Origin of the sequence: Paenalkalicoccus suaedae, assembly GCF_006965545.2 — a bacterium.
Lineage (GTDB): Bacteria > Bacillota > Bacilli > Bacillales > Salisediminibacteriaceae > Paenalkalicoccus > Paenalkalicoccus suaedae.
Genome location: NZ_CP041372.2, coordinates 1,346,004 through 1,358,779, shown reverse-complemented (window position 1 = coordinate 1,358,779; position 12,776 = coordinate 1,346,004). Strand labels below are relative to the sequence as shown.

Genomic DNA, 12,776 nt, shown 5'->3' with positions numbered 1-12,776 from the left:
TACCTCCTACTAAATCCTCTTTGCAGGTACTTTACGAACTCCTTTTTGCCATTCCGTAAAGAGACCTTCTGTCAGTTCATATGCTGTTATTCTCCCCGTGTCCATGTCGAAATATACGTCGCGAATCATTCCTAGCGTTAGACCCTCTTTATCATGGAGGAAAGTCCCGAGCTGTGCGCTTAAGTACTGCACCTCTTTACGTTTAGCATGCGTTATTCTCTGTGCTTCTAAATAGGTATCATGAATCGAGACGGCTGAAAGTGGGACAACTGTCTTTTTATGATAGGAGCGCTTTACTAATAGAGCTGTGACCTTCGAGTGCTCAATCATCAAATCACTTACTTCACCAATACATTTGCTACGAAAAAAAACAGGTGTAAAGGAAAGCCTCTGAAAGGTGAGCATTTTACTCCCCCTTTTTAGCTTAGACTTCCTCTACATCCTGTTTGGTATTCAATCGATCGAATAATGTTGTTTGTCTAAAATCTTCCGCTGTCGTGTCTACCGCTTGTTTCATAGCACGATAATCGCCGCAAAGTAACAAAAAGTTTTTTGCACGTGTGATTCCCGTGTACAAAAGCTTCCTTCGAAGCATACGATGATACCCGCGTACAACAGGCATAATAATGATAGGGAACTCACTTCCCTGCGATTTATGAATGGAGCAACAGTACGCGTGCGTGACCTGATTTAAATCCTGTCTCGAATAGGTAACCTCGACTTCATCAAAAGCTATGACGACCTGCAACGTTTTGTCTGCTGTCTCTTTCTCTGTCAGTATCGCAACAATTTCGCCCCTGTCTCCGTTAAAGACATTCTCTTCCGGGTTATTAACGAGTTGCAACACCATATCCCCTACTCGGTAAGACAGCTCCCCAAGCTTCACATGTTTTTGTCGTTCTTTAAGAGGATTAAACAGCTCCTGTAGCCTCTGGTTAAGCGCATCAATTCCCGCCTGACCGCGATACATTGGTGCTAAAACTTGGATATCTCGGGCCGTAAAGCCCTTTGTGATAGCACCTCTACAAATCTTCTCCACCGCTTCAATCACTTGCTCTTGCTCACAAGGGAAAAAGCGTAAATCCTTTGATTCCTTTGGAAAAGCGCTCGGTAGCTCTCCAGATTTAATACCATGTGAAAACGGCACGATATGAGAATCACTTGACTGTCTATAAATATCGGTCAGTTTAACCGCAGGGATAATCTCTGACTTAAGTAAATCTGTTAAAACTTGACCCGGACCTACGGAAGGTAGCTGATCCTCATCTCCAACGATGATGACTTGCATGTTTTTAGGCACGGCTCGAAGAAGCTGATTTGCAAGCCACGTATCCACCATAGACATTTCATCCAAAATAAGAATTTTCCCTTCGAGCTGATTTTCTTCATCCTTCTCAAAGGAATCCTCCTCGCCTTTGTAGCCTAAAAGCCGATGAATCGTGGAGGCAGGTAATCCCGTTGACTCCTTCATACGCTTTGCAGCACGTCCTGTAGGTGCAGCCATAATAACAGGGAACGGCTCCTGCTTTCCTTTATAGTCATCAGGCTGAATAGAGATCCCATGAAGCGTCGCAAACACTTCGATGATGCCTTTAATCACCGTTGTTTTTCCAGTACCAGGTCCTCCAGTTAAGATCATCATTGGAGACGCAAGCGCCGTCTCAATCCCTTTCTTTTGTGATTCTGCATATGTGATTGAGAGCTTTTCCTCTACTCCGCCCAATGCTTTAAGTAGCTCCGCCTCAGGAAACGGATCTATCTCTTTACTATCAAATAAAATACGTCTTATATTCGTTGCTATTCCTTGCTCTGCATAATAAAGAGACGGCATGTACATGTTGTCATTGACGACAATAACCTTCTCCTCTTCTCCAAGTAAAATCACTTGATCAGCTATTTCCATCGGATCGATTGGAGTAGGTCCCGCAAGTAAATCCTGGGCACGCTGTACGACATCGCGAGTATGTATATAAACATGTCCATTATTCATCGTTTGCTCAAATAAAACGAAGAGAATGGCCGCCTTCACTCGATCAGGATGATTACCTGTTATTCCTTGTTTTTGTCCAATTTGATCGGCTTTGACAAAACCAATCCCTTCCACATCCTGCACCATTTGGTATGGATTTGACTCAATGATCCTTAGCGCATCGTGCTGATACGTTTTAAAAATCTTTAAAGCAAGTTGTAGTCCAAATCCATACTCATGTAGCTTCAGGAGGACCTGCTCGATTCCTTGATCCTCAAGTAGCTGATCAACAATCATCTTTTGCTTGTCTTCTGGAAGTTTCGGAACTCGGTTTAAACTATCCGGATCAGCTAAGATCGTACTTATTGCGTGTACGCCAAACTCATCCACAATGCGCTCCGCCATTTTTACACCTACACCGGGGAACATATCACTTGAAAAGTAAAGCACCAGACCTTGTTTTGTATCTGGCATCACTTTTTTATACGTCTCAAACTTATATTGCTTACCAAAGCGCGCGTGCTCGTGAAAAACACCAGAGACCTCATACAGTTGCTCCTTCTCTGGCTTACTCATCATCCCGACAACGATTACTTCTTTATCGGTTACACCCTCTGTAGCGTCCTTTACCTTTAGTTTTGCAACCGTATATAAGGACTCCTCTTGATGATAAATGATATGGAGGAGCTCTCCTTTAATATAGTGCTTTTCCTCCACAGCCATTCACCTCTTAGTCGTTTAATGCTTGCTCCATTTGATTTTTACCATTTGCAGCTAGGGCATGATCTGGTTGGATATCAAGGGTCTTTACGAACATATCCAGGGCCTTCCTAGCATCTTCCTTATAAGCATGTGCAACTCCAAGATTAAAGTAGGCATCCGCATGCTCTGGATCTTCTTCAATCACCTGCTCAAAGTGAGGAATAGCTTGATCAATTTGTTCTAATTGAGCTAGTGCTAACCCAAGCTGAAAACGCGCTTCTATGTCTTCTGGTGATGCTTCCACTGCTGTTTGTAGATTCGGTACCGCACGAAGCATATCGCCAGACTGAATGTAGCATAGCCCCATCATGTAATACACATCACTTGCTTGCAATCCTTCTTCATTTGCTTGCTGATAATTTTGCAAGGCATCTGTATAGTTATCCTGATTAAAAAGTACATTCCCCTTGCCATAGTAGGCTGTTGCAATAGAGCTATCTAATTCAATCGCTTTGTCATAGAAATTAATTGCACGCTCTTCCTCATTAACTGCTGCTAGTAGGTTCCCGAAGTTCGTATACGCTACAGCATCAGTTGGATCCTCTTCAATCGCTTCATTTAATAATTTCGCCGCTTCCTCTAAATTCCCTTCCTGCATCTCTTTTACTGCTAATTCATTCTTATCCATAGTAACCCCTCCGATATCGCTAATGTCTACACAGGCGAAGCCCGCCACAAAATACGCGGCAGGCTTATCCATCTTTCTATTTTTAAACAGGTAACGCTCTATTTGATGGCACTACTTTATCAATTGTACCTCCGCCTAAGCAAACCTCTCCATCGTAAAATACGACGTATTGACCTGGCGTAATTGCTCGTTCTGGCTCGTCAAAAGCGACATTTACAGTCCCATCCTCGTGTGGAGTTACTGTAACAGCGTGATCCTCTTGACGATAGCGGAATTTAGCCGTACAAGTAAACGTCCCTAAAGGCGCAACGCCCTGGATCCAGTTCACACCCGTTGCTACTAATGCATCTGCATACAAAGCAGGGTGATGGAAGCCTTGACCTACAAGTAGGACGTTTCTATCGAGGTCTTTCCCAACAACAAACCACGGCTCTCCCGAACCACCAATTCCAAGCCCTTGACGCTGACCAAGCGTATAGTACATTAGTCCGTCATGCTGACCTTTTACATCTCCATCTAGCGTCTCCATGTTCCCTGGCTGAGCAGGTAGGAACTGCTGTAAGAAGTCTTTAAAGTTACGCTCGCCGATAAAGCAAATACCGGTGCTGTCTTTCTTCGTAGCCGTAGCTAAGTTCGCTTCTTTTGCGATCTCTCTAACGCGAGGCTTATCCATTTGACCTAAAGGAAACATCACGCGCTCTAACTGATCTTGACTTAAAGCATTTAAAAAGTACGTTTGATCCTTGTTTCGGTCTTTTCCTCTTAACAGCTGAACGTTTCCGTCCTCGTCACGAGCAACACTTGCATAGTGCCCAGTTGCAACATAGTCAGCACCTAGAGACATGGCGTGATCTAAAAACGCTTTAAATTTGATCTCTTTGTTACACATAACATCTGGGTTCGGCGTACGACCTGCTTTATATTCCTCTAAGAAATACGTAAACACTTTATCCCAGTATTCCTTTTCAAAATTCACACCGTAATATGGAATTCCAATTTGGTTACAGACGCGAATGACATCGTTATAGTCCTCGGTCGCTGAGCAGAAACCACTGTCATCTGTGTCATCCCAATTTTTCATAAATATGCCTATCACTTCATAGCCTTGCTCTTTTAATAGATAAGCAGTCACAGAGGAGTCGACTCCCCCAGACATTCCTACGACGACGCGTGTGTTAGAATTGTCCACGCTCGTCACCTCCTTGCATTCATTCGTTCAAGTGTCTTCACAACCGCATTTGCAGCGTGAATTACTTGCTCTATTGTATTTCCTAAACCAAAACTAAATCGGACCGCTGACTTACTGCGATCATTATTTCCAAACATAGCTGTTAACACGTGAGAAGGCTCTACCGAACCAGCTGTACAAGCAGAACCACTTGAAACAGCCACACCAGAGAGGTCTAAATTCATTAGAATAGACTCTACGTTCATTCCTTCAAAGCTTAGATTCATCACATTGTTTAACCGCTCTGTTTTATGTCCATTAAGTTTATATTCTATCGCATTTTCGTCCAAAATACGCAAGAACTGCTCACGAAATTCCTCGTACTGTTCGCTTCTGGCGTGCATGTCTTGAATGGCTATCGATAGTGCCTTAGCCATCCCCAAAATGCCTGCTACATTTTCGGTCCCAGCTCGAGTTTTGCGCTCCTGCTCGCCTCCGTATGTCAGTGGGTCGAGGGTGATGCCTTTACGCTTATAGAGGAATCCAACGCCATTCGGACCATTAAACTTGTGCGCGGAGCTTGCCAATAAATCGATGTGTAGCTCATCAACATGAATCGGATATTTGCCTATCGCTTGCACGGCGTCTGTGTGGAAAACAGCTTGATGGTCTTTTAGTAAGTCACCAATTTCTTTAATTGGTAATAATACCCCTGTCTCATTGTTAGCCATCATGATGCTCACTAAAATGGTGTCATCACGCAGTGCAGCTTGAAGCTCGTCCATTCTAATCATGCCATCTTCATCTACATTTAGATACGTAACATCAAAGCCATCTCGCTCTAAATGTTCACAAGCGTGTAGCACACCGTGGTGCTCCGTCTTAACTGTAATAAGATGCGTCCCTTGTGAGCGATGACGTTTTGCATACCCGATAATCGCTAGGTTATCTGCCTCTGTTCCTCCAGATGTAAATACAATCTCGTCTGACTTTGCATGAATACTAGTAGCGATTGTCTCTCGTGCATCATCTAACATGCGTCTTGCTTCTCGGCCATAGTGATGGATACTCGAAGGATTTCCGAAAAACTCTTTTAACGAGTCTGCCATCACTTGTACGACATCTTTATGAATGGGAGAAGTAGCTGCATGATCTAAATAAATTCGCTCCATGGCCTAACACCTTTCTTTTTTATAAAGTTAAATATAAAACATGTAGTTATCTTGTGGACCTTCGTCCTTATAATTCGCCAAGTCTAAAAGGGTCGTAGAATCTAATACGTCTTTAACAGCATCTCGTATTTTGATCCATAGATCTCGTTTAGCTGGTTCTTCATCATCAATAATTTCAACCGGTGTAATAGGACCTTCTAATACTCGAATAATATCGCCTGCCGTTATATCTGCAGGTTCTTTCCCTAACATATAGCCTCCGTAGGCACCACGAACGCTTTTTACAAGCATCGCATTTCGAAGCGGAGCAATTAATTGCTCTAAATAGTGCTCGGACAAGTCATATTGCTTTGCAATTGATTTTAACGAAGTTGGACCTTCCCCATGCTTATGAGCAAGTGCAATCATAATAGTAAGTCCATAACGACCTTTAGTGGATATTTTCAACGTTCATCCCTCTTTCCATTCTTCGATCCATCCATACTCTACATACCGTTAAGGATGCCCCTGCGATATGCCCAATAGTCAGGCTAAAAAGAATTGTCCCAACAAATACTGGCCCACCTAAAAGGAATCCAATAAGGAGGACAACTAATTCCATACTAATTCTAATCCGTGCGACAGACGCTCCCGTTTTTTCAGAAAGAGCGAGCATCACACTATCTCTCGGCCCTGCCCCACACTGAGGTGAAATATAGAGGCCGATACCGAAGCCCATAATCAAAATTCCAATCAATAGCATGGCAAGTTGAGCAAATAGCTGAGCGGGAGTTTGTAAGATAAATAAAAATATATCTACAAATACACCAACGAGTAGCATATTAAGGTAGGCTCCAAGTCGTGGCATTTGTTTTGTTAAAATCGTGGCTGCAACTAATAGTAAAAACCCCATTAAAATTGTCCATGTACCAATCGTTAGTCCAAATTGATTTTGAAGACCAATATGCAGGACGTCCCATGGGGCACTTCCAAGCTCAGCCGTTATCATGAGCGCAATACCAAAGCTCATAACAATGAGACCTACCATATAAATAAACCATCTAAATGCAGAATCTTTCATGTATATTTCCCTCCTGATACACAGAGAGGGGGTACAAAACTCACTCTCTTGATTCGACTATAAGTATACCACAGCATACGCCCGTCCTTCTTAACCCTTTGCATTTTAACGGGCTTTCGTTAAAATTGCAATAATGACGAACAAAGTCGGAGGGATCCTATGGATTTATTTAGCTATAACGAAACGCCGGAAGTAAAGGGTCCACTTGCTGCGCGCATGAGACCTCGAACACTAAACGAAGTTATCGGACAAAAAGATATTATTGGTCCTGGTACACTCTTACGCCGTGCAATTGAAGCAGATCGGTTAACTCCTATGATCTTTCATGGGCCACCTGGTACAGGTAAAACGACACTCGCCCGAGTTATCGCCAACTCTACATCTGCGGTGTTTGAACAACTTAACGCTGTTTCATCAGGTATAAAAGATGTAAAGGAGATTGCGCAAAAGGCACAGGATCGTATTCGCTATGAGGGAATGAAGACCGTTTTATTTATTGATGAAATCCATCGATTCAATAAAGGTCAACAGGATGCACTTTTACCGTTTGTGGAAGATGGCACCGTTGTTCTAATTGGAGCGACGACAGAGAATCCCATGTTTGAAATTAATCCTGCCCTCTTATCTCGCTCTCGTCTATTTAAGCTTTCATCCCTTAATGAAGAGGAGACGAAATCAGTAATTGATCAAGCGTTAGAAGATAAAACTCGTGGATTCGGAAATTACGAGGTTAAATTGGACGAAGATGCTGTTAATCATATTATTAACGTTGCTCAAGGTGATGCTAGAACAGCGTTAAACGCACTAGAGCTCGCCATTTTAACGACCGACCCTGATGATGATGAAGTTATCCATATTACACTTGATATTGCAGAGGCATCCATTCAGCAACGAATGGTTCGGTACGATAAAGCAGGCGACAATCATTACGATACCATCTCTGCGTTTATTAAAAGTATAAGAGGCTCCGATCCGGATGCAACTCTTTACTGGCTTGCTAAAATGATCTACGCGGGCGAGGATGCACGGTTTATTGCGCGCAGACTCTATGTACACGCAGCTGAAGATATTGGTCTCGCTGATCCAAACGCACTTTTAATCGCTCAAGCTGCCTTTCAGGCTGTTGAATTTATCGGGATGCCAGAGGCTAGAATCCCACTTGCTGAGGCAGCGCTGTATTTAGCTACAGCTCCTAAAAGCAATGCCGTGATCTCTGGAATCGATAGTGCGCTTCGTACAGTAGAAAAGGAAAAAACGGGAGATGTGCCTGTTCATTTAAGAGACTCTCATTATAAAGGGGCCTCTAAACTTGGCCACGGCGTTGACTATTTGTACCCGCATAGTTATGAAAATCACTATGTCGTTCAGCAATATATGCCAGACCATTTATTAAAAAAATCTTTTTATCAACCATCTAGCAATGGCTATGAAAAAACCGTTCAAAAACGACTAGACTATTTTGACGAACGAAAAAAGAAAGGAAAATAGTCATACATGCGCATACTTTCGATTCTCGATGTCTATATTAATAGAAAAGAGAATAAGAAAGGATGAAGATGATGAAAGTACGCCAAGATGCTTGGTCCCATGAGGATGATCTATTATTAGCTGAAACTGTGTTACGACATATACGAGAAGGAAGCACCCAGCTACGAGCCTTTGATGAAGTAGGTGATGCACTTCACCGAACATCAGCTGCCTGCGGGTTTAGATGGAATGCAGTAGTGAGAGATAAATACGAGGATGCAGTAAAGCTAGCAAAAAGACATAGAAAGCAAGTGAAACGTCAAGTAGCAAAGCAAGAGTCTCCACAAGTATTTAATACACAGGAGATTATGGAATTTACAGAAGAGTTAGCTGTAGAACCCTCTTACCTTCCGCCTAAAATAGAGGTAGAGAGCTCTCAGCAATTCGTTCAAGAAGAGCAGTCTAAAGCTCCAAGCTTTGTAACAGTTATAAATTATTTGCATGAGCTCTCTCGCTATTACGAAGGGAAAAATGAGCGACATGTATCAGCAGTTACGCAAGAGTTAGAGGATTTGAAAAAAGCGCATCAGCTCTTACAACAAAAATATCAATCTATACAGGAAGACTACCAGTCCATTATTCATATCATGGATCGTGCTCGTCGGATGGCATTGTTAGATGAGGATCGAGATGCGACTGCATTCCGCATGGATAAGAATGGGAACTTAGAGAAGGTTGCAAGGTAGTTATTAGAGCTGAATTGCCTAAGTTTTAACTAGTTTTGTGCAGCTCTCCACTTGATTTAAAAACTGATTGCAGAATCAAAAAAGCAGTTTACATGGAAAAAGAGCACCATACATATCTGGGTGCTCTTTGTTATGTATAAAAGAATCATGTTTTGACATTGTTCGACAAAATGCGCCAACAAAAATGAATATAAATTTATATAAACTAATATATATTCATTAAAGGATAAAGATAAGAGTCCCGCGAATGCCGTTTCGTACTTTTCGCTTTGAACCTGCCATTGCAGGTGGGTGACCTGCCTAAGGATCCTGCTTTCCCTAGTGAAAGGGCATAGCAATTACCAAAGAACTAAGATCTCCCTAAGTAAAAGTGTTGGCTCAAAACATGAAGTGATGACGAACATCATAGGACTCTTATAAATGATAGCTGTTTACATTTCTTATCTTACATAACTTCTCTTGAAAAATCAACAGGTTTTTATTAAAAATTTAATTTTCTGAATACTTATTTTTATGCGTTAATACATATTATCCCATGTTTGTATCCACGTAAATGTTTGAATCAAAATAAGAGCACCTTTCACCTCTTATTCAGCCGCTATTGCGACTGCTACAAGAATAGTGAAACGTGCTCCATATTATTACATAGTAAAGCTTACAGTTGCTCTACTTCTTTTTTTGGCTTTTCTTGGATGTTTAAATGTAGTTCATCTAATTTTGACTGCTCTACAGGGCTTGGCGCATTCGTTAACTGACAGCTTGCGCTTGCCGTTTTAGGGAAGGCAATTGTATCACGTAGGTTGTTACGACCAGCTAATAGCATGACTAATCGGTCTAAACCTAGTGCAATTCCTCCGTGAGGAGGTGTCCCATATTCAAATGCATCCAGTAGGAATCCAAATTGCTCAACAGATTCCTCTTCTGTGAATCCAAGTGCTTTAAACATTGTTTCCTGAAGTGGTCTCTCAAATATACGTTGTGAACCGCCACCTAATTCGTACCCATTTAACACAAGGTCATAGGCTTCAGCACGAACTTTTTCAGGATTTGTGTGCAAGAGCTCCTCGTCCTCTTTAACGGGACGTGTGAATGGATGGTGCTCTGCCACATAACGTCCTTCTTCTTCGTCATAGGATAGAAGTGGGAATTCCGTTACCCATAGGAAGTCGTATGTTCCTTCTTCAATTAATCCTAAGTCTTTTGCAAACTTCGAGCGAAGCGCGCCAAGTGTGTCCCACGCTACTCGCTTTTTATCTGCAACAAATAATAGGATGTCGCCTGCCTCGGCCTTAAATGACTCGATAAGCGTTGCCTGCTGCGCTTCGTCGAAGAATTTAGCAACCGGCCCTTTTACCTCACCATTTTCTACCTTGAGCCAAGCAAGCCCCTTTGCTCCGTAAATTTTAGCAAAGTCACTTAAGCCATCGAGATCTTTACGAGAGAAATTGTCAGCTTCGCCTTTAACACAAATCCCTTTCACATGACCTCCATTTTCGACCGTTGAGGCAAAAACCTTAAAGGCGCTATCTTTGACTTGTTCAGAAATGTCGACAAGCTCCATTCCAAAGCGAGTGTCCGGCTTATCAGAGCCAAAGCGGTCCATAGCTTCCTGATACGTTAACCTTGGGAAAGGCGTTTGAACGTCCACACCTTTAAGCTCTTTTACTAGCTGCTTCATTAAGCGCTCCATCATTGCAAGTAGATTTTCTTTACCCATGAAGGATGCCTCAATGTCGACCTGAGTGAATTCAGGCTGACGGTCAGCACGAAGATCCTCATCGCGGAAGCAACGTGCAATTTGATAGTAACGCTCGAAGCCTGAGACCATTAACAGTTGCTTAAATAGCTGTGGTGACTGTGGTAACGCGTAGAACTCGCCATCATGAACTCGGGATGGCACAAGATAATCGCGTGCACCTTCTGGCGTGCTTTTTGTTAATAGTGGCGTTTCAATCTCCATGAACTGTTGCGTATCTAAGAAATCACGAATCATCTTCGTTGTACGGTGACGCAGATACATCGTCTCCTGCATTTTTGGACGACGAAGGTCTAAGTAACGGTATTTAAGGCGAACATCGTCTGTAATCGTTGCGTTGTCTTCAATCATAAACGGTAGGTTTTTCGCTGCATTTAAGATCGTTACAGTTTGGACCATCACTTCGATCATTCCGTTTGAAAGCTTGTCGTTAATGTTCGCTTCGTCTCGTTTTACAACGTGCCCTTCAATCTCAATAACAAATTCGTTACGAATTTTTTCAGCCGTTTGAAGCGCTTCTGGTTGTTCCTCGCCGTTAAAAACAAGCTGTACTTGTCCAGAACGGTCACGCAAATCGATAAAGATAAGCTCCCCTAGGTCACGACGCTTCTTTACCCAGCCTTGCAGGGTTACGGTTTGTCCAATTTGTTCTTCTGATACTTCCACACATGCATGTGTTCGTTGTTGCACAGTAAATTCCTCCTTTTATGTCGTCACAATAGACGCGGCATCACTCATGATAGTAGCTAATGGGACTAGCGTTTGTTCTCCCGTTGCCATTTCTTTCACCATAACGCTTTGTTGATCTAGTTCGTCTTCTCCTAAAATAAAGACATACTTTGCCTGCTGACGATTAGCCGCCTTCATTTGCGCCTTCATTTTTTTATCCATGTAATCTGTATCACAGGAAATTCCTTGTGCACGTAAAGAGTGAATAATCTCAGGTGTTTTATCTTTAGGCTCATCTCCTAATGAAACAAGGTAGACGTCTAGTTGATTAACTGTCTGAAGCTCTACCTGTTGCGCTTCGAGTGCCATCAGTACACGCTCAATGCTTAACGCAAATCCAATACCTGGTGTCTCTGGTCCACCAATCTCTTCAACAAGCCCATTGTACCTGCCTCCACCAGCGAGCGTCGTAATAGCTCCAAAGCCATCACCCTCTAACATAATTTCAAAGGCCGTATTGTTATAGTAATCGAGTCCTCTTACAAGCGTAGGATCAATGACGTACGCAATTCCCATAGACTCAAGAGCTTTTTGTACGTGCTCGAAGTACTCTTTTGAAGCGTCATTTAAATAATCTAAAATAGATGGTGCAGTGCCCATTAGCTCGTGATCGCGATCCTTTTTACAATCGAGAATACGGAGCGGATTCTTTTCTAAACGAGACTGACAGTCACTACAAAACTCATTAATGCGTGGCTTAAAGTGACTAATGAGTGCCTCCTTGTGAGCAGTTCGGCTATCTTTATCACCAAGGCTATTAATCACAAGCTTGACGTTTTGTAGACCGATCTCTTTGTAAAAGTCCATTGCGAGCGCTAATACTTCCCCATCAATTTGCGGATCAGCGCTGCCTAGTGCCTCCACACCAAATTGTACGAATTGACGCATTCTACCTGACTGAGGACGCTCATAGCGAAACATTGGTCCGGTGTAATAGAGCTTGACCGGTTGATCTGGCAAACCGTGCATCTTATTTTCGACAAAGGAACGAACGACTGATGCTGTCCCTTCCGGACGAAGCGTTAAGCTACGGTCGCCTCGATCTTTAAATGTGTACATCTCTTTTTGCACGATATCGGTTGTATCCCCTACACCTCTAGCAAATAGCTCCGTTTGCTCAAACATCGGTGTACGGATCTCTTTATAATTATAGCGGCGGCATAAATCGTGGATTAGTGCCTCAATCCGTTGCCACTTCTCTGACTGGCCTGGTAAAATATCCTGCGTTCCTCTTGGAATCGCGTAGCTCATCGTATATCCCTCCTGAAATTTGCAATAAAAAAACTCCCGCCCCTGACATAATTGTCAGGGACGAGAGC

General features: G+C 42.7%; 11 protein-coding genes, 1 other RNA gene and 1 other annotated feature (1 of these 13 only partly in view). Of the genes, 2 read left to right on the top strand and 10 right to left on the bottom strand.

Annotation, left to right across the window (positions count from 1 at the left end):
* Positions 1-9: 9 nt before the first annotated feature.
* From FLK61_RS07320 to FLK61_RS07290, 7 genes are all read right to left on the bottom strand, one after another.
* Positions 10-405, bottom strand: a complete 396-nt coding sequence (locus FLK61_RS07320) for a PRC-barrel domain-containing protein (protein WP_176008829.1) — start codon at positions 403-405, stop codon at positions 10-12.
* A gap of 19 nt (positions 406-424) precedes the next feature.
* Complete coding sequence (gene recD2 / locus FLK61_RS07315) at positions 425-2,686, bottom strand: SF1B family DNA helicase RecD2 (RefSeq protein WP_430708797.1); 2,262 nt, start codon at positions 2,684-2,686, stop codon at positions 425-427.
* Positions 2,687-2,699: 13 nt separating this feature from the next.
* Positions 2,700-3,359: a tetratricopeptide repeat protein gene (locus FLK61_RS07310; protein ID WP_176008827.1), complete on the bottom strand. Its 660-nt coding sequence runs from the start codon at positions 3,357-3,359 to the stop codon at positions 2,700-2,702.
* Between the two features lie 82 nt (positions 3,360-3,441).
* On the bottom strand, positions 3,442-4,548 hold the full coding sequence (gene mnmA, locus FLK61_RS07305; protein WP_283811895.1) for a tRNA 2-thiouridine(34) synthase MnmA: 1,107 nt from the start codon (positions 4,546-4,548) through the stop codon (positions 3,442-3,444).
* Positions 4,549-4,553: 5 nt separating this feature from the next.
* Entirely contained in the window at positions 4,554-5,699 is a 1,146-nt protein-coding gene (locus FLK61_RS07300; protein WP_176008826.1) for a cysteine desulfurase family protein, read from the bottom strand.
* Between the two features lie 27 nt (positions 5,700-5,726).
* Positions 5,727-6,146 carry a cysteine metabolism transcriptional regulator CymR gene (gene cymR, locus FLK61_RS07295; protein WP_176008825.1) on the bottom strand — a complete coding sequence of 140 codons (420 nt, stop codon included), beginning with the start codon at positions 6,144-6,146 and terminating at the stop codon, positions 5,727-5,729.
* Positions 6,130-6,759 carry a YczE/YyaS/YitT family protein gene (locus FLK61_RS07290; RefSeq protein WP_176008824.1) on the bottom strand — a complete coding sequence of 210 codons (630 nt, stop codon included), beginning with the start codon at positions 6,757-6,759 and terminating at the stop codon, positions 6,130-6,132. Before FLK61_RS07290 ends, cymR begins: the two co-directional genes overlap by 17 nt.
* A gap of 159 nt (positions 6,760-6,918) precedes the next feature.
* Here FLK61_RS07290 and FLK61_RS07285 point away from each other — a divergent pair, with 159 nt between their 5' ends.
* Positions 6,919-8,247 (top strand): AAA family ATPase, encoded by a 1,329-nt coding sequence (locus FLK61_RS07285; protein ID WP_176008823.1) that lies wholly within the window; start codon positions 6,919-6,921, stop codon positions 8,245-8,247.
* Positions 8,248-8,315: 68 nt separating this feature from the next.
* Positions 8,316-8,972 carry an RsfA family transcriptional regulator gene (locus tag FLK61_RS07280; protein ID WP_176008822.1) on the top strand — a complete coding sequence of 219 codons (657 nt, stop codon included), beginning with the start codon at positions 8,316-8,318 and terminating at the stop codon, positions 8,970-8,972.
* 234 nt (positions 8,973-9,206) lie between these two features.
* On the opposite strand, the gene ssrS is transcribed toward FLK61_RS07280, so the two are convergent.
* From ssrS to hisS, 3 genes are all read right to left on the bottom strand, one after another.
* Positions 9,207-9,387: non-coding RNA, 6S RNA (ssrS, locus tag FLK61_RS07275), on the bottom strand.
* 240 nt (positions 9,388-9,627) lie between these two features.
* Positions 9,628-11,418, bottom strand: coding sequence for an aspartate--tRNA ligase (gene aspS / locus FLK61_RS07270; protein WP_176008821.1), 1,791 nt, complete (start codon positions 11,416-11,418; stop codon positions 9,628-9,630).
* A gap of 15 nt (positions 11,419-11,433) precedes the next feature.
* The gene (gene hisS / locus FLK61_RS07265; RefSeq protein WP_176008820.1) at positions 11,434-12,708 is read right to left on the bottom strand and encodes a histidine--tRNA ligase; all 1,275 of its coding nucleotides are present in this window, start codon (positions 12,706-12,708) and stop codon (positions 11,434-11,436) included.
* 53 nt (positions 12,709-12,761) lie between these two features.
* Positions 12,762-12,776, bottom strand: a binding site (T-box leader) (it continues 217 nt past the right edge of the window).